This is a genomic window from Saccharicrinis sp. 156 (genome assembly GCF_050589685.1).
GTDB lineage: Bacteria > Bacteroidota > Bacteroidia > Bacteroidales > Marinilabiliaceae > Saccharicrinis.
Map to the genome: position 1 here is coordinate 85,611 of NZ_JBNGOS010000018.1, position 18,282 is coordinate 103,892.

The 18,282-nt window shown below is 39.5% G+C and carries 20 protein-coding genes; 15 read left to right on the top strand and 5 right to left on the bottom strand.

Going from position 1 to position 18,282, the window contains the following annotated elements; genetic code table 11:
• Positions 1–27: 27 nt before the first annotated feature.
• The 10 genes from ACRD64_RS12860 to ACRD64_RS12905 all read left to right on the top strand — a co-directional run bounded on the left by ACRD64_RS12860 (position 28) and on the right by ACRD64_RS12905 (position 9,487).
• Positions 28–573, top strand: a complete 546-nt coding sequence (locus ACRD64_RS12860) for a nitroreductase family protein (protein WP_430933784.1) — start codon at positions 28–30, stop codon at positions 571–573.
• 280 nt (positions 574–853) lie between these two features.
• Positions 854–1,090, top strand: coding sequence for a (2Fe-2S)-binding protein (locus tag ACRD64_RS12865; RefSeq protein WP_430933785.1), 237 nt, complete (start codon positions 854–856; stop codon positions 1,088–1,090).
• A gap of 414 nt (positions 1,091–1,504) precedes the next feature.
• A complete protein-coding gene (locus tag ACRD64_RS12870) occupies positions 1,505–2,377 on the top strand; it encodes a DMT family transporter (RefSeq protein ID WP_430933786.1) in 873 nt (290 codons plus the stop codon).
• A 10-nt stretch (positions 2,378–2,387) separates the two neighbouring features.
• Positions 2,388–3,215, top strand: a complete 828-nt coding sequence (gene nudC / locus ACRD64_RS12875) for an NAD(+) diphosphatase (RefSeq protein ID WP_430933787.1) — start codon at positions 2,388–2,390, stop codon at positions 3,213–3,215.
• A gap of 372 nt (positions 3,216–3,587) precedes the next feature.
• Complete coding sequence (locus ACRD64_RS12880) at positions 3,588–4,436, top strand: hypothetical protein (RefSeq protein WP_430933788.1); 849 nt, start codon at positions 3,588–3,590, stop codon at positions 4,434–4,436.
• Between the two features lie 108 nt (positions 4,437–4,544).
• A complete protein-coding gene (locus ACRD64_RS12885; RefSeq protein WP_430933789.1) occupies positions 4,545–5,387 on the top strand; it encodes a hypothetical protein in 843 nt (280 codons plus the stop codon).
• Positions 5,388–5,660: 273 nt separating this feature from the next.
• Positions 5,661–6,542, top strand: a complete 882-nt coding sequence (locus ACRD64_RS12890; protein ID WP_430933790.1) for an alpha/beta fold hydrolase — start codon at positions 5,661–5,663, stop codon at positions 6,540–6,542.
• Between the two features lie 97 nt (positions 6,543–6,639).
• On the top strand, positions 6,640–7,668 hold the full coding sequence (locus ACRD64_RS12895; RefSeq protein ID WP_430933791.1) for a zinc-dependent alcohol dehydrogenase family protein: 1,029 nt from the start codon (positions 6,640–6,642) through the stop codon (positions 7,666–7,668).
• 382 nt (positions 7,669–8,050) lie between these two features.
• Positions 8,051–9,145, top strand: coding sequence for an adenylate/guanylate cyclase domain-containing protein (locus ACRD64_RS12900; RefSeq protein WP_430933792.1), 1,095 nt, complete (start codon positions 8,051–8,053; stop codon positions 9,143–9,145).
• 45 nt (positions 9,146–9,190) lie between these two features.
• Positions 9,191–9,487, top strand: coding sequence for a hypothetical protein (locus tag ACRD64_RS12905; RefSeq protein WP_430933793.1), 297 nt, complete (start codon positions 9,191–9,193; stop codon positions 9,485–9,487).
• Positions 9,488–9,837: 350 nt separating this feature from the next.
• On the opposite strand, the gene ACRD64_RS12910 is transcribed toward ACRD64_RS12905, so the two are convergent.
• Positions 9,838–10,398 (bottom strand): YybH family protein, encoded by a 561-nt coding sequence (locus ACRD64_RS12910; protein ID WP_430933794.1) that lies wholly within the window; start codon positions 10,396–10,398, stop codon positions 9,838–9,840.
• A 477-nt stretch (positions 10,399–10,875) separates the two neighbouring features.
• On the opposite strand from ACRD64_RS12910, the gene ACRD64_RS12915 reads away from it, so the two are divergent.
• The 5 genes from ACRD64_RS12915 (at position 10,876) to ACRD64_RS12935 (ending at position 13,785) form a co-directional block, all read left to right on the top strand.
• The gene (locus ACRD64_RS12915) at positions 10,876–11,343 is read left to right on the top strand and encodes a hypothetical protein (RefSeq protein WP_430933795.1); all 468 of its coding nucleotides are present in this window, start codon (positions 10,876–10,878) and stop codon (positions 11,341–11,343) included.
• A gap of 26 nt (positions 11,344–11,369) precedes the next feature.
• Positions 11,370–11,669 (top strand): hypothetical protein, encoded by a 300-nt coding sequence (locus ACRD64_RS12920; RefSeq protein ID WP_430933796.1) that lies wholly within the window; start codon positions 11,370–11,372, stop codon positions 11,667–11,669.
• Positions 11,670–11,834: 165 nt separating this feature from the next.
• Positions 11,835–12,329, top strand: a complete 495-nt coding sequence (locus ACRD64_RS12925) for an AraC family transcriptional regulator (RefSeq protein WP_430933797.1) — start codon at positions 11,835–11,837, stop codon at positions 12,327–12,329.
• Positions 12,330–12,429: 100 nt separating this feature from the next.
• Complete coding sequence (locus ACRD64_RS12930; RefSeq protein WP_430933798.1) at positions 12,430–12,783, top strand: MTH938/NDUFAF3 family protein; 354 nt, start codon at positions 12,430–12,432, stop codon at positions 12,781–12,783.
• Positions 12,784–12,834: 51 nt separating this feature from the next.
• Positions 12,835–13,785, top strand: coding sequence for an NAD(P)-dependent alcohol dehydrogenase (locus tag ACRD64_RS12935; protein WP_430933799.1), 951 nt, complete (start codon positions 12,835–12,837; stop codon positions 13,783–13,785).
• A 403-nt stretch (positions 13,786–14,188) separates the two neighbouring features.
• Here ACRD64_RS12935 and groL read toward each other — a convergent pair whose 3' ends face one another.
• The 4 genes from groL to ACRD64_RS12955 form a co-directional block, all read right to left on the bottom strand.
• Complete coding sequence (gene groL, locus ACRD64_RS12940; protein ID WP_430933800.1) at positions 14,189–15,832, bottom strand: chaperonin GroEL; 1,644 nt, start codon at positions 15,830–15,832, stop codon at positions 14,189–14,191.
• A gap of 29 nt (positions 15,833–15,861) precedes the next feature.
• On the bottom strand, positions 15,862–16,140 hold the full coding sequence (locus tag ACRD64_RS12945) for a co-chaperone GroES (RefSeq protein WP_430933801.1): 279 nt from the start codon (positions 16,138–16,140) through the stop codon (positions 15,862–15,864).
• An 843-nt stretch (positions 16,141–16,983) separates the two neighbouring features.
• On the bottom strand, positions 16,984–17,343 hold the full coding sequence (secG, locus tag ACRD64_RS12950) for a preprotein translocase subunit SecG (RefSeq protein ID WP_430933802.1): 360 nt from the start codon (positions 17,341–17,343) through the stop codon (positions 16,984–16,986).
• A gap of 21 nt (positions 17,344–17,364) precedes the next feature.
• Positions 17,365–18,279, bottom strand: a complete 915-nt coding sequence (locus tag ACRD64_RS12955; RefSeq protein WP_430933803.1) for a tetratricopeptide repeat protein — start codon at positions 18,277–18,279, stop codon at positions 17,365–17,367.
• Between the last annotated feature and the right edge of the window lie 3 nt (positions 18,280–18,282).

An 18,282-nucleotide genomic window follows, 5' to 3' on the forward strand; every position in this document is an offset into this window, starting at 1 on the left:
TGATTAATAACCAGAAAAACATAAAGAATGGATGCAATTGAAATGATTAAAGAGCGCCGTAGCGTTCGTAAATTCAAGGATGAAAAGGTAGGTCATGAAACCATGAAAGAGATTGTTGAGCTGGCCAGATGGGCTCCTTCCTGGGGAAACTTTCAGGTAGCAAGATATACCTTGGTGGATAACAGAACGGTAATCGAAAAACTGGCAGCGGATGGGGTTGATGGTTTTGTTTATAACGTGAACACGTTAAAAGAAGCCAAAGGGGTTGCCGTATTGAGTTTTGTAAAAGGTAAAAGTGGCAAACTCGATAAAGACGAGTATGTTACCTCTAAAGCCAATGTATGGGAAGTGTTTGATGCGGGTATTGCTTGTCAAACATTCTGTTTAGCAGCTCACGCAAAAGGTGTGGGTACTTGTGTTATGGGAGTGATTAATGATGAGAAAATATCAGGAATTGTTGGGCTGCCCGAAGAAGAAACTGTGGCCGCACTTATTGTTTACGGTTACGAAGAAGGTGAACACCCAAAGCCTACTCCTCGTAAATCAGTTGAGGAAATTATGCGCTTTGTGTAAACAGAATATGGTTTGTTGGGGGAAGTGACATCCCGTGGCCAAAGGTATAATGGCAAGGGCTCTTCCCTCAGCTGTGAGCTCAGGGAAGCACTCTCCTAAGTTGGAGGGATGAGGGTAAATATTCACATAGTAATATCGCTACGCCTTTTTGCGTGTCGCTGAAGCTGTAGCGGACTGCCGTCGGCTATGGCCTTTGGCATCGGACGAGGAGCAATGCCTAGGCGTTCATCTTCTATTATTTAAAATCTCTTATCTTTGCAGCCAATAAAAAAATAGGATCATGGAGATAGATATGATATGTTATTGCCGCAATGTAAGCAGGGCAACGGTTCAAGCGGCCATTGAAAAAGGCGCCAAGTCGTTGGAAGATATTCGTTGGAGTACCGATGCCTGTAAGGATAACCAATGCGAAAAAATGCACCCCAAGGGCATTTGTTGCGAAGAAGAAGTGAAGCAAATGATTATTGACCATCATGGTCATATCGAGGGACCTAAGTGTACTTGTGGCTGCTCTTAAGGATGAAGTTACCACTCGCAATACCAATTGTTAATAAATAATGTCCCAAACAACATTCCTGAACCCGGAAATTTCGGTGGATTTTGGGAATGAAAGGAAGAAGTGAAATTGGCATCTGTTAGGAGGTCATAACAATAAGTGTTGTGATTTACAATGTGAGATCGTAAATGTAGATTAATATCTCAGTAAGTGCATCAGTGGGCTATTTGCTCGCTGGTCAACTGTTGGATTATTATCTGTTACTTATCAATAAATATTAACTATAGTATTTGTAGTTTTCGCTTAAACGGTGTTTAAAATCAAACATTAAACATTTGGTATTGCCATCAATTCTGTAGTTTCTTTTGCAGTAACTTCAACTCCTATAATTTTAAATAATACCATATTGTTCATTGACAAATGACTGATTGACCAATGACTAACAACAAACACCTCAGGAATATTCTGGAATTGAATATAGCCATTGTTTTTATGAGCACTTCTGGTGCTTTGGCCAGGTATATTGAATTGCCCGTTCCTGTAATGATAGCATCCAGGGCTTTATTAGGAGGTGTTTTTATATACCTGTTTTGCAGATGGAAAAAGTTCGATTTAAAAATTCGGAAACAGGATAGAGGGGTACTTGTATTAAGCGGTGTGCTGATGGGCTTACATTGGGTCACCTATTTTTACTCGCTGGTGTTATCGAGCGTTGCGATGGGTATGATATCGCTGTTTACCTTTCCGGTAATCACCTCGCTATTGGAACCGCTTATTTTAAAAAAGAGATTTCAAAATGCGCAGATCCTGTTAGGGTTGATGACCTTGGTGGGTGTCTATTTCCTGGTACCTGAGTTCGACTTAAAGAACGATTATTTTAAAGCCTTATGTGTAGGTGTTCTTTCTGCAGTATTTTATTCACTTAGAAATATTATTACCAAATCAAAAGTTCAATCTTATAATGGATCGGTAGTGATGATGTATCAACTGATAGTTATTGCAGTTGTGTTTTCTCCCGTATTTTTAATTTGCAAAGATTTTAAACTTGCAGACCAATTGCCTGGCATATTATTGCTTTCGTTATTGACCACAGCCATTGGGCATACACTGTTTTTGTACAGCCTAAAAAACTTTTCGGTTACTTCAATTAGTTTAATGAGTAGTTCCCAGCTATTATACGGGGTTTTGATAGGTATCATATTTTTAAGTGAATATCCAAGGTCGAGCTCCATAATAGGGGGGATTATTATATTTGCCACTGTAGTACTGGAAAGCTTGAGGACCTATAAAAAACAACCATCCAATTAAACACAGCGCTATGATTCAAGATATTCACCCACATCAGTTTGACAATAGATTTGTGGCTAAGATGGAATTCAATGAGAACGATTATGTTTTCTGTTTTAAGGGGAATGCTTTAATGATGAAGCAAAGCGGAGAGTCGCTTGAAATTCCTACAAAAAAGGATATGAACGGATGTGCTTCCGATGGGGTTTTTCTTTTTACTTTTAAAAATACGCCTTGTTTTTTGGTGCGGGATTGCACAGCACAGCATGAAGAACGGTTTGTATTTCACGACATTCACTTTCGAAATCCCTTTTCGGAAAAGGAGCTCGATTGGGTTACCAGCGTTGCATTGCAGTTAAAAAACTGGTACGACCAGCATAAATATTGCGGTCAATGCGGAACTTTGACAGAACCAAGATTAGACGAGAGAGCCGTTGTGTGTCCTTCGTGTCAAAATACTAAATACCCTACTATTTCTCCGGCCATTATTGTGGCGATTATTTGTAACGATAAAATTTTGTTGGCCAGAGGAGCACATTTTCCCGAAGGGTTTTATTCGTTGGTGGCCGGATATGTAGATGTGGGAGAATCCATCGAGGATGCTGTTGTCCGTGAGGTGCAGGAAGAGGTGGGGGTGGAAATAAAAAATATACGCTATTACAAAAGCCAGCCCTGGCCGTTTTCCGGGTCTGTGATGATCGGTTTTGTTGCGGAAGCAGCGGAAGAACAGACTATCCGGGTGGATAATAGAGAAATTTTAGAAGCCGATTGGTATGATCGAAATGATCTTCCCAACTATCCCTCCAATCGAAGTATTGCCGGCGAAATCATCGATAAGTTTAATATCGGAGAATTGTAATACGCTTCCCATTAGTGTATAACGTGTTTTATTTCCCTTGACTTACTTCCTTGTAAATAGTAATTTTGCTATAAATAGATTTGTATCTGTTTAATCCGCAATATGCATTAGAAAATCTATTACACATTGAAATTGTTTCAAAACAAGACACACCGCTGCTTCACTTCAACTCACCATAACGATGCTATGCCTCGTTTCAGTAAAGCCTTGTTTTATTGCACTTTCAATGTTCACGACGAAGTTCTATGCATAATCCGGGTTTAAGTATGTCTTCGTCAGGCAAATGGTACTGACAAGGCGAAGCAGTGTAAATGCCATGTGATGTAACCATCCGATAACAAAAGTCTAATTTCAGAAACCGGGTAAAAGTTGATGATAAAACGTGATTGGTGGAAGAACTGTGATATTGGGCAAAAAAGCGATTCCGAGATTGTAAATATTGATCGTTTGGAGGACCAGATTGCCCCGTTGGCTGAGAATGTATTGAAAACCCGAGAACTGATTAGCTGTTTGGAAATGTGCCACCACAAGGCAGAAAGATGGGTCCACAACATACTTGAAGCAATAGGGACAGAACAGGCAAATAAAGGATTAGGCACACGGACCCCAGGCCAAATTCATCCAAAAGAAACACTGTCGAAGCGAGTTTCTGGTGCCTTATCGGTATGGGGTGCCGGATGTCCCATTTCATCGATCGATTGGCCCATTGATTCTATACAGGCATCTGTGATTCATACTTGTTTGGAAAAACGTACCCCTTTAAAAGAATGGCAGGTCCAGCGTGTCATCGAAAAAATACGCAGTTGGACCGGCTGGCCAGGGTCAGAACAAGATCCAAGTACCCAATATGCATGGTTGGTGGTTGGCCAGAACAACTGTCCGGAATACTATAGGGAACATGAAGATTTTTGGCGACACACCATTGAAACCATGCCTTTTGACGACCTAAAAGGATTAGATGGAGGAAGTTTCTCATTGGGTTTGGCTATCTACCTTCTTTGGACTTGCCACTGGAAGTTTGTAGAAAACCTGCAGATTATACTTGAGGTTATAGGTGGAAACCTTAAGCCCCAAAGGCCTTTTGCAGCTTGTGCATGGAATATATCCTTATCGCCACTTCGACCTCGTATGGAAGTTGTCTGTAACAGTCTGAAGATTTTTTGTGGCGAACAAGGGTCTGACAAAAAAAATAGACACAGATGTGTTGTCAATACTGGGTGAACCAACGTATGAAATGAAATGGTTGGCCGCTTCCGTAGAAAAAACAATACGGCTTCAATTGAAACTATCAAACGATTAAAGAAAATAACAAATACTGCAAGCAATACCATGTCGTTCATTAAAAAACTGCCCATACATGGTTGGATTGGATTCGCATTAATCGCAACCTTCTGGAGCCTGAATTGGTTCCTTTCTGGTCTGCGCGCGCACTTGATGTTTTTTCCATTGTGGTTTGGCTATTGCCTAGCAGTCGACGGCCTTACTGTTGTCCGAAGGGGAAACTCCATTTTTACGCGGGACCGTTTGTTGTTTTGGGAAATGTTTTTGATCTCCATACCCGTTTGGTGGTTGTTTGAGTTACTTAATATTCGCGCCCAGAACTGGTTTTACGATGGACGTCAGTTTTTTACTGATTTACAATATGCTATTCTGGCCTCATTAAGTTTTTCAACAGTTATACCTGCCGTTTTTTGCACGGCCAACCTGATTACCACTTTTAAATGGCATTCAAAAATCAAGACCGGATTTCGGATTATTCCGACCCCTAAAAAGATGCTTAGCATTTTTATGCTGGGCTGGCTCATGTTAGCCTTATTACTCATCTTTCCAAGATACTTTTTCCCGCTTATGTGGTTGTCGGTTTATTTTATTATTGAGCCGGTCAATGTTTGGTTAAAGCATAAATCATTGTTCGACCATCTTGCCCGGGGCGACTGGCGGCCGTTGATTGCATTATCCGTTGGATGCCTGACTTGTGGCTTGTTTTGGGAAATGTGGAATTTTTATTCCTATCCCAAATGGCTCTATAAAATACCGTTTGTCGATTTTTTACATATTTTTGAAATGCCATTGTTAGGGTATCTGGGGTATTTATCTTTCCCATTGGAACTGTACGCGTTTTATAATTTGGTAACCGGATTTCTGAAAAGAAAAGAAAGCTGGAGTTTGTAAACATAATTCCCGGAGACTTATACTTCATGGAACTTCACGAAGTAAGATACTGTCACTAACAATTTAATGTCCTGTCATTAAACAGACCCGACCATATTACCATAACTATTTATAAATCATCCGGTGACAAATATTAGCTACATGGGTAAACGAAAATCTATCTGTCGGCACCTATGACTTTTTATTTTATAACCAAAACATAGTATCCGGAACTTATTTATACAAACTTACAACCGGTTCCGGGTACACTCAGATCAGAGAAATGCAGATAAAATGAAAAAAATTATTTTTGGAACATTACTTTCTTTTTCCATTTTATTGGGATGTAACAGAGACGTTGCTTTTGTTAAGCATGATGTTGCGATATCCGGTGATACTGAACGAATCGCGTATAACGTATATGGAACCGGGGAAACTGCGTTGATTTTTGTTCACGGTTGGAGCTGTGATAGTCGATACTGGAAGAATCAGACATCTGTGTTCTCAAAAGATTATAAAGTGATTGCAATCGACCTTGCTGGACATGGTAATTCTTCAACAAATCGAGTTGACTGTACCATGTTGTCATTCGCTAAGGATATTAAAGCAGTAATCGATAGGGAGAAAATAAATAGAGCTATTTTGATCGGTCACTCAATGGGTGGAAGTGTGGTAGCAAAAGCCGCGCAACTGATACCCCAAAAAGTAATTTCTATTATTGGTATTGACACCTTTCAAAACGTTGCTGAGCAATTACCTCAACATGCTTTTGATGAAATGGTAAAGCCTTTTGAAGATAATTTTGTGACTGCTGCACAAAGTTTTGTCCTGGCCATGTTTCCTCAGGAAACTGACAAAGAATTAGTTCGTTGGATTAAAGAAGACATGTCTTCTGCCCCTAAAAGCATTGCCTTAAGTGCTTTTCGCAATTATATAGAGCAATATGTAAACAGCGAAGCCATTCAGGTTTTTGAAAGTATAACGATTCCTGTCGTATCGATTAACGCTCGGCTATGGCCAACGAATACACAGGAAAATAAACGACATATCAAAAACTATAAGCTTTTTTACATAGAAGAAACCGGACATTTTCCAATGATGGAAAAACCCGAAGAATTCAATAAGCTTTTAACAGAAGCGCTTCAATATATCAGGCTAGAACTATTACAAGAATAAACAGATGAAACTGGCATGGCCAGGGCAAATAATTGGGCACACAGGAGCATGATTGAAATTTGCACTGGTTATCAGAGTTTTGCTAATCTTTAAACATATGAAAGCAATGGTGTTAAAGAAGCTTTGCAGGCTTCGAGAGAATCCGACCCCGCTGGAGTTGACCGAGCTGCCTGATCCTGTACCTGCAAAGAACGAGATTCTGGTAAAAGTATCGGCTTGCGGTGTTTGCCATACCGAATTGGACGAGATTGAGGGACGCACACCACCGCCTCATTTGCCTATTGTTCTTGGTCATCAGGTGGTAGGGCGGGTCGAAGCTGTCGGTAGTAACACCAAAATCTTCAAAATCGGTGACCGGGTGGGCATCGCATGGATTTATGCTGCTTGCGGAACCTGCAAGTTCTGCCTGTCAGGCAATGAGAATTTGTGCGAACACTTTAGGGCAACAGGCAGGGATGTTAATGGTGGCTATGCCGGGTATATGACTGTCCGGGAAGGCTTTGCCCATCACCTTCCCGATAGTTTTGAGGATTGTGAGGCCGCCCCATTGTTGTGTGCCGGAGCCATTGGTTACCGCTCTTTGAGATTGACGGGGATCAGGAATGGGCAAAATCTGGGCCTGACCGGATTTGGGGCTTCCGCTCACCTTGTCTTGAAAATGGTAAGGCATCGATATCCGGATGTAAAAGTCTTTGTTTTTACAAGGAGCGAAAAGGAGAGGGAATTTGCCAAAGAGCTTGGCGCAGTCTGGGCAGGCCAAGCTATGGAGGAATCTCCGGAAAAACTGGATTGCATTATTGACACCACACCGGCTTGGAAACCAGTGGTTGAAGCATTGAAAAATCTGAAACCCGGCGGAAGGTTGGTCATTAACGCGATCCGTAAGGAAAAAGCAGACATAGATTATCTTTTAAAGTTAGACTACCCTACACACCTTTGGCTCGAGAAGGAAATTAAGAGCGTAGCCAACGTCAGCCGAAAAGATGTAAGCGAGTTTCTGGCACTTGCGGCGGAAATGCATATCAAACCCGAGGTTCAGGAATTTGCGTTAGAAGATGCCAACAAAGCATTGGTTGAACTCAAAACCAGAAAGATCCGTGGAGCAAAAGTGTTGAGAATGGATTGAATCCACTTTGTCGGCCATTGACAGGAAGAAGTGCAAAGAATGTTGTTCAACCCGGATTAGAGGTGCGTAATGAGCATTTATATTACCATAAAACAAGGCATTGCTAAAACGAGGCATTACTTGTCCCGATTACTTTCGGGAGCATTGCTACAGTGAGTTGAGGCAACTCAGTGAAACGCCTTGTTTTGAGGTAGTTTAATTGCATAACACGAGTATAAATGCATATTGCGGGTTAAAGCCAACCAGGTTTTCGAGTTAATTAAAATTGCGGGCATCCTAAACTCACAAAAGACTTAAATAGCTATCTGGATGTTCAAAGGGAGAAATGTACTATTCTGGATCGGGGGCTTGAAGGCATGATTGGGGAATTAAAAAAATCGTCATGAAAATATTCTCAGAAATAAAAATGAATCTTGGCAAACTGGCAATAATTAGTATTCTATACACTGTGTTCAGCAGTTTCATCGTATTGTATGAAAATGCCATTCTAACGTCGCCTTATAGTATGGGTGCGAGCCAGCTATATAAGGCAAATACACAATTATTAATAAATATTTTGATTGGACTATTTGCTGGTATATTTGGCGGTTCATTATTGATATTTGTTAATAGTAAATATTTCAGGAGAAAGTCGTTTAAGCATACAATGTTAACCACGGCAGTGGGGTATATTTTAATTTTTGTGATCATCACTTTGGGTATAACTGCCGTAATTTCCTGGAATATATCTTCAAACCATAGGGAATATTTTGAAACCTTAAAGCGTAGCTTAGAATTTATTGTTACACCTAACCTATTTATTTATTTTATCATGTGGGGAACAATCACCCTTTTTACACTCTTTATGTTGCAGGTGAATGACAAATTTGGCCCAGGCATATTACTGAAATTTATAAGGGGCAAATACCACCACCCCAAAAAAGAACAAAGAATTTTTCTGTTCTCAGATATGCGATCATCTACCACAATAGCTGAAAAATTGGGAAATGAAAAATATTTTAATTTGTTGAACGATGTTTACTCTGATATAACAGAGGCAATACTAGTAAACAAAGGTGAAATCTATCAATATGTAGGCGACGAAATAGTAATTACCTGGCCATTGATAAGGGGTGTTCAGGATGGCAATTGTATTAATTGCTTCCTGGAAATCCAACAAAAACTTATTGATATGGGATCAATTTACATGGACAAATATGGGCTGATACCAGAAATGAAAGCAGGGATTCACCATGGTCAGGTGATGGCCGGTGAGATAGGGATGGTAAAAAAGGAGATTATCTATTCCGGTGATGTTTTAAATACCACCGCACGTATTCAGGAATCATGTAATAAATACAATGTGGATATGCTGATCTCTAAGGAAACTTTTGATTTGATTCAAAATCCCGAAATCTATGAGTTGAAAACTTTAGGCAGTATTGAATTAAGGGGAAAAGAAAGGAAAGTGGATCTGAATACGATTAAAATGACATGATCTCCTACGAGACCACACTTCCATAAAATAAAACTGAAATTTTCTATGCTTTTAATAGACAATGGCTTTTGTGCTGCTTTCGCTATTCCCCTCATTCTTGTTGTAGCAGCAGGAAGTCTATTTTCTATTGCAAATAAGCGGATGAAAGAGGGTGCATTTTGGGGCTCTACATTCATGATTACCTCTTTTGTGCTTCATTATGGATTAATTTTTATTGTATTCCTTGCTAATATTTTTCTTGTTACCAGAATAGATTTCTGGCTTTTATCAGTAATTTTAAAATGGATCGCAATTCTATTGTTTTCTTATTATTTAGTTGGCTCTATAATCGAGGGTTTTTAGCAATTCAATAAACGTAAAGCTGATAGCCTTGGGAAAAGGCTAATTTCAGGTATAGGTATGACCGTTGGTAACTTCTTCGCCTGCATTTATGTCATAGGTGAGGTTACATTTTATTTAATTCCTGTTTTGGATATTTATATTATTATTAAAATATTTTTTGCTTCCACAAGTAATATAGGATCAACATCTATACCTTTTCGGGTATATTATTCCCTAACAACGATAGAGTTATACCCGATAAGTTATAATAAGTAGTGTTCCATTTATGGCATACCCCCCTTTAAAACTACTATTTCTAATTGAGAGAACTTTAATTATTTACGTAAGGTTTTTATGACACATGACCAGTTCTAATGCAGGGTATTAGAACTCCATATATCGACAACAAGTTTCCATGAACCGTCTGCATGTTTCCTGTAAATTGAAATATCCTTCCCTTTCTCAACATGGGGTGCGTTTTCCCCATCACCTAACACAATCTCATAGGCATACCAAATATAGGCCATATCGGCATCCTCCGATACAATAACTGAATATGGATCATGAGATATTTGCAACTTCGGAAATTTAAGAAATTCACCAAGCATCTGTCTGATTGCATCTTTACCTTCCACAGCTGGTGCATTTGGAGGCATCATTTTAGCATCATTACTAAGAAAGCTCAACCAGGTCTCCACGTCACGTTCATTTATAGCTGCAACTAACATACTGTCAACTTTGTAGATGGCAGCTTCTTCTAATGCTAAATCCACCTTTTGTGTACATCCAACAATTGTAAATAACTGTACTACAATCGAAATTACAAACACTATACACAAGTTTGTTTTCAAAATCCGGAAAAGGCGGAAATGCTTTTTATTAAAGCCAGAAAAGTCTTCTGACAATTTAGGTGATGTTACTGAATTTTTCATGGCGGCTTGCTTATTAAGTCAGAGAATGGTTACATTGCTTTGAAAGATAATAATACAAAGTTAAGATATTATCTACCTAATATCAAGAAGGATAGCACTATGAATTAGCCTTCTCCGTCGCCAGGACTTTTGAGCGTGAACATAACCGCCAGATATGACTTCAGAACAAAGGATATTCATCGTTCATTACTTTTGTTTCATCGGAGTAATTTTATTTCTATATACAAAACGAATGTAAAGCTTGTCAATATTTACTCTAAATATTCGTAATATATGGAGGATAGGATACATAGGGCATGCATTCAGTTCCCTCTCTCTCCGCTGAAAGGATAAAGCCCGCTTCCATTGTGGAGATCGAGGCTTGTTGTTTTAATGGGGACCTCCAAGCGGAACGCCTGAGTAAAGCAATTAAAAACACAAAACCGAAACCACTGACCGGAGGCGAGGTGAATGGAATAATCTTTGCAAAACAAGCAGATGGCATACATCATTTCTGGACCTTTAGCTCAAAATCATAATCTCGTGCAAATCCTTGAACCTTCAGTTACAGATTGTCAGGAATCTAATTTAGTGGATATTATTATTACTGATGAGTGTAAAAATTCAGCAACAATAGACAGTCAATTGCAGAGTCTTGCCGAGCGATTGATTCATTTATCAGTAAAGGGATATATCAAACCGCAAAATTTTCTTGGCATTGGGGGACATAAAATTTTCAGAGACAATGTATGGGGCAGGCTTAGACCACTTTGGCAAGCAGATCATAGATACTATAAGAAAAATGGGTGGTATGATTTCCCACAGAGAGATATCAAATTGAGATTTATAACTACTAATGATGGTGGCAACCAAAATACCATTGTAAGAAAAAAATACTACGCAAATATAATGAAATTTCCTGCTCAAAGATATGGAAAGATAATTGAAAAGATTACTCAGCCATAATAAGGGGGATTTAAATGAAATCCAATATGATAAACAAGTTAGACTTCTTACTTGGCAATTGGAAGATGATATATAATATTCCTAAAAGTTCGTTTGGGGAGGCATCTACAAGTGTTGGAACCGGAATTTTCAAACGGGCTTTAAATGACAAGTATGTTTATTTTGATTACTCTTCTGCCATTGAAAGTGATACAGATGAAGCGCATGCGATATTTGCCTGGGATGAGAAAGCAAAGCTGTTTCGGTTATGGTGGTTTGAAAATTCAGGAAATTTTTCAATCGCAACAGGTGAATTTATTAATGACGAGACTTTATTTCTAAACTGACACGATAGTCTATTAGCACAAACTTTCAGAAAAATTGATCCTGATAAAATAGAATTAAGAATGCAAAATCCAGATTCTTATGGTAATTGGGAATTAATAATGGAAGTAACATTCACCAGAAAATAGCATTAACTCTGATATTAAATTTTAGAAAGGAGAAAAACCATGAAAACGGATCAACCAAGAATTAAAGAACTGGACACAAGGGAAGTTGCATGTGTTTCATTTGTAGGTGATTTCGTAGGGAAACAGGAAATCTTTTCTGACCTATTTAATAAGCTTTGCGGATGGGCCGGAACCAAAGGGTTAATTTCGGAAACATCTGTATTCTTAGTATCCTATGAAAACTGCTCGAAAACGACCCCGCCCGAAGAATTTAAATTAGACATCTGTATGAGCATTCCTCAAGATATAGAAGCTGAGGGTGAAATTCAAAGAAAGTCTTTGCCTGGCGGACAATATGCAGTGCAGCATTGTGAATTAGCCGGACCTAAGGAATACGAAACTGTTTGGAACAAATTAGAAGATTGGGCCGATAAAAACAATTTTGAGATGGATATGTCCAGACCAAGCTATGAAATTTATCTAAACAATTCTGACGAACATCCAGAGAAACAACAAATTCTTGATATTTGTCTTAGCGTAAAACTAAAAGGATAAAAAAACTATAACAACTCATTCCGCCCGACTTCTTACTTGCTAACTAAATTGGCTTCGTATTACAAAAGTGTTTATCTTATTGAATAAATAGTATAAACTGATGAAAGCAAGATATATTGATTTTGGAGAAATCGAGATTAATGGTAAGGTATACGATTATGATGTAATCATAGAAAACGGCAAGGTTAGTAAACGCAAAAAAAAAGCTTCCAGGCCATTCCGGGACAGGTTTGGTCATACTCCGCTCTCTGTTGATGAAAACATACCCTTGGAAGGCAAACAGTTGATTGTCGGCACTGGTATATATGGCCGTTTACCTGTCATGGGAGAGGTGCTCAAAAAAGCCGAACAGCGAGGTGTTGAAATCAAATGCATACCAACAGATGAAGCTTGTAAACTTATTTCACAAAAGGAGGATAAGGAAATTCATGCGATATTGCATGTAACTTGCTAATAAGTGCCTGAGTTTAAACGTATGCATGGTTAAATGAAAATTAATAATCTCATGAAAGCATTTGTTTGTAATAAATACGGACCGCCCGAAGTTTTAAAGGTCAAAGAAATGCCAAAACCAGTTCCGAAGGATAATGAGGTATGTATAAAAAACTTTGCGACAGCAGTAACCGGAAGTGATGTGTTGATTCGGGGTGCTGATATGCCTTTTTTTATAAGGCTGATGTTTCAAGTGATGATAGGTTTTAAAAAACCGCGAAAGCCTATACCTGGACTTGTTTTTGCCGGGGAAATCGAATCAGTTGGTAAAGCGGTGAAACGATTTAATAAAGGAGATCAGGTTTATGGATTTACCGGTTATAGTTTTGGAGCTTATGCGGAATATATATGTATTTCGGAAGAGGATTCGAAGCTGGGGTGTATTGAGATTAAGCATCCTGGGATGAGTTATGAGGAAGCGGCAGCAGCCGTTTATGCAGGTGTTTTAGCTCCGTATTTTTTGGAGAAAGGCAATATACAAAAAGGACAAAAGGTTCTGGTCTATGGTGCTTCGGGAGCTATAGGGACTGCTTCAGTGCAACTTGCAAAGAACCTTGGCGCCGAAGTTACCGGTATATGCAGTACAAGAAATATTGAACTGGTGAAATCTCTTGGGGCTGATCAAGTAATTGATTATACAAAAGAGGATGTTGCCAACAGTAAAGAACGGTACGATTTTATACTGGATGCTGTGCCTTATGGCAAGATTGACAGGAAAAAGCTAAAGGCTCAGTGTAAAAACGCACTCTCCCCCAATGGAAAACACGTATCAATTGATGATGGATCTCCAAAATTAAAGGCTGAATACCTGGAGCAACTCAATTCATTATTTGAGACGGGAAAATTTAAGGTTGTAATAGATAGGAAATATCCCTTAGAGCAAATTGTTGAGGCACATAGGTATGTTGATACAGGACGTAAAAAGGGGAATGTTGTAATAACTGTGCAACATGACAAAACCTAACAAGCCAGTTCGGCGTACCATGCATGTGCCCGGCCACTGTCTTTAATGTTGTAGGAGTCGATGTTTGTAAATTTGCAGGCAAAGTTCGATTGGGTTTTGGATGTGCTTATGTATGATGCCGATAATCTACTCAAGGTATTCAGTTGCCATAAACAATCAAAGTCTAAAAAACGATAGAATATATCTTATTAAAAAGCCGGCCCGAAAAATTTCGAACCGGCTTTATCTGGTTTCAGACATCGAATATATTTGTCAAATGTCTCTTATCTCTTCCCGTCAAATATAAATTTGGCGGCAGGATTTTAATAAGGTGCAATCCGGCTACCTTTTATTTATTTTACTTCGGAATCGTTTTGCGCCATATCTATGGGTATGGCAGCGAATTGTCAATGTTTAATGGCTGTTACATCATTCCGGGCATACCTCCGCCCATTCCGCCCATACCTCCGGCAGGCATTGCAGGCTCATCCTCTGGAATGTCTACAATTACACACTCGGTAGTTAGGAACATACCGGCGATAGAAGCAGCGTTTTCAAGAGCAATACGGGTTACTTTAGCAGGGTCAATAACACCGGTAGCAAAAAAGTTCTGGTACTCATGGATACGGGCATTGTAACCAAAGTCACCTTTTCCATCTTTTACCTTCTGAACAATTACTGCACCTTCTTTACCGGCATTCGTAACGATCTGACGTAGTGGCTCCTCGATAGCTCTTTTTACGATTTCGATGCCGGTGTTTTCATCTTCGGTCTCGCCTTTGATACCTTCCAGCGCATCAATAGCACGAACAAAAGCAACCCCACCCCCGGGTACAATTCCTTCTTCAACCGCAGCACGTGTTGCACTTAAGGCATCATCAACGCGGTCTTTCTTCTCCTTCATTTCCATTTCAGAAGCAGCACCAACATACAATACGGCAACACCACCGGCTAATTTTGCCAAACGCTCCTGTAATTTCTCTCTGTCGTATTCAGAAGTAGTGTTGGCAATTTGTGACTTGATCTGCTCGGTTCTTTCACCAATTACTTCTTTGGCACCGGCACCGTTAACAATAGTCGTGTTTTCTTTATCAAGCGTTGCTTTTTCAGCTTCACCCAGCATCTCTATGGTAGCCTGCTCAAGGGATAAACCAACTTCTTCAGTAATTAAAGTACCGTTGGTTAGAACAGCGATATCTTGCAAAATCTCCTTTCTTCTGTCGCCAAAACCGGGCGCTTTAACTGCAGCCACTTTTAACGAGCCACGTAAGCGGTTTACCACTAAGGTAGCCAACGCTTCACCGTCAATATCTTCGGCAATAATTAACAAAGGACGACCTGTTTGAGCGGTTGCTTCCAATACAGGAAGAAGGTCCTTCATAGTGGAGATTTTCTTGTCGTGGATCAAGATATAAGGATTCTCCAACTCGGCTTCCATCTTTTCGGTGTTGGTAACAAAGTAAGGAGAAATATATCCTCTGTCGAACTGCATACCCTCAACCACCTCAACAGTAGTTTCAATACCTTTGGCTTCTTCAACGGTGATAACTCCTTCCTGACCTACTTTTTCCATTGCCTCGGCAATCAAACGGCCGATTTCTGCATCGTTGTTTGCAGAAATTTTAGCCACCTGCTCAATTTTCTCCGTATGGTCACCAATTTCTTGCGACTGAGCTGCAATACTTTCTTTAACAGCCTTTACAGCCTTGTCGATACCCGCTTTCAGTTCCATTGGGTTGGCACCGGCAGTTACGTTCTTTAAACCAACACTTACAATCGACTGAGCCAAAACGGTAGCCGTTGTTGTTCCGTCACCTGCGTTGTCAGCAGTTTTCGAAGCCACCTCTTTTACCATTTGCGCACCCATGTTGGCATAAGGGTCCTTCAACTCAATTTCCTTAGCCACAGAAACACCATCTTTGGTGATAGATGGAGCACCAAATTTTTTATCGATGATTACGTTTCTCCCTTTAGGCCCTAAGGTTACTTTTACTGCGTTTGCTAACTCGTCAATTCCGCCTTTTAATAGATCGCGAGCTTCAATATTGAATTTAATTTCTTTAGCCATTTTGTTTTAAGCTTTAACTAGTTACTTAATTATTTAATGAATAATACGTCTGATTGAGAAATCAAAAGGTAGTCGGTACCTTCGATGTTCAATTCTGTTCCGGCATATTTTCCGTAAAGAACAACATCGCCCACGGCAACTTCCATTTTCTCATCTGCTTTTTCAGCACCTACCAAAATAACCTCACCTTGAAGAGGCTTTTCTTTAGCTGAATCAGGAATAATGATTCCACTTGCTGTCTTTGTTTCTGCCGCCTGGGGCTTAACCAAAATTTTTCCGGCTAGAATCTTTCCTTGTACTTGTGACATATTGTAAATGATTTAAAAGTTAAACTGTTTTTTTATTGCGTTTTGTTTTTTTCATAAACTGTGCCAATTGAGTTTTGAGCCTTTTTTACAGCATCAGACTGACATAATTGCATAATCGCACTGACAAGGGCTGACATCCCACACGCGGGATGACACCATTAGTTGACTTTCTGCAAGACATAAAGTGTTGTAATATGGGTCGCCTGGTGAATCGTATTTTTATGGCCGTTACCCTTTGCAATACAACTTTACTTGAGAATGCATTCGTTCCTGTCGGATGGGGCTTCAGCAAGTTTGCGGAACAGGTTATCCTTATTACTCCTCGGGCAGAGTTCAGATTATGAAATTATTTCACCACACAATTCTTTTCAAAGTTTTGCAAAAAAACAGCGTCGTAACCTGCGATGTATCCGCTTCAATTGTTAACGGAGTTCTTTGTGTAACCGCATTTCTAATGCATATTGCGGGTTGAATGAGGTAAACATTGTTGAAAAAGAAAATATGGGGTTGATATTGTTACGGTGAATTATTAATGTAACCTCAATTTATTCAAACCATATTTGCTATTTAAAATAGGGAAGCTTCAATTCAAAAGGCATAGGAACATGAACTGCTTAAGTGCATTACAGGTGCCTTACAGGCTATGGGACAAAAATATTGGCAATAAACGGGACAGAAAACCATATTCATTTGTTTTATGGGAGGATGAATAATACGGATTGAATCCTGAATCAACAGTACAACATGGTCCCAAACCCTGTCAAGGGGTGCATGCGATATAACAAAAAAATGCCGATATGACATTTGCATACCGGCACTTAAATATCTTTTGCTAAACTCGGCTTACTCTTGCGAACCGTTGTTTTCTTCCGTAGTTGCTGCATCGTTTCCTGCAGCAGGGAAGCTAGGTAGCTCTGTCTGCGTTGGCGCTATCTGATTTAGTTTCTCGTCTAATTCGCTATCGCCGGAAGCAACGCCCGGTTCTTTAATAACCATTACGGCTACAAGCGATAAAACCAAAAGTCCACCTGCCAAATACCAAGTTGCTTTTCCTAAAAAGTCGGTGGTTTTTCTTACTCCCATAATTTGGTTCGATGCGGAAAAGTTAGATGCTAAACCTCCACCTTTAGAATCCTGAACCAAAACAATAAGTATTAATAATATACTTACCACAATCACTAGCACAGATACAACTGGATACATATCTTATTTGTTATTTAAAATTTAATTTTCTTTTAACTCCTTAATTCGACGTGCAAAGTAAACACTTTTTTCAGGATATTTCAAGCGTAATTTTTCGAAAATTGCAATCGCTTTGTTTTTGTTTCCCTGTTTGATATGAATTTCGGCCAGCGTTTCCGTTAAAATATCATCCTGAGTGTGGGTGCTATCCTCTCCCAGATCCACATTTTTCGGTTTTTTTGCGGGATCCGGAATTATTTGAGGGTTGGAATTCAAAAAGTTGTCGATTAAATCCATGCCTCTATTCTTTGGTCTAGGTTTTTCTTCCTTTTGGGGAGAGGTCGAGTAATGCATGATGTGCAACCAATCCGAAAAGGAGCGGTTGTCTCCGGAATCGACTTCTTCAACATCTTTCAGATCAGGCAACGAATAACTAGACGAAGAAGTCATTTCGTAATCCAACAGGTCCGCGGCAGGAAGAACAATATCTTGAATTTCGTTTTCTTTTTCTTCCTGAAGCTTCAGCTTGGGAGCAAAATCATAGATAGAACTTTCGTCGTCAGATAAATCATCCGACGCGTTCAAGTAATTATCCGTAACGGTTACCGACGTTTTATGTTCCTCAACATTCACTTTCGCCTCTTCGGCAGTTTCCTGAATAGGAGACTCTTGATCGGAGGTGTTCTCCACTGTTTCCGAATGGGGCGCTTCCGGAATGGGCTTGCCTATATTATTTATAAGCTGAAAAAGTTTGGTACGGTCTGCAATGTATGCCGCCGAGATTTTTAATTCGCTGTTATATTTAATCTTATCCAGCTTGTGCAGGTTTTTTAACCACAACATTCTACCTATCTGAAAAAAGGGATATTCTTCAATAATCTCCCTAATTCCCGCAAGAGTATCCTCGGACAGGGACTCGGGATTCTTTAATATTTCAGCAAATTGGGTTTTGTTCATGTG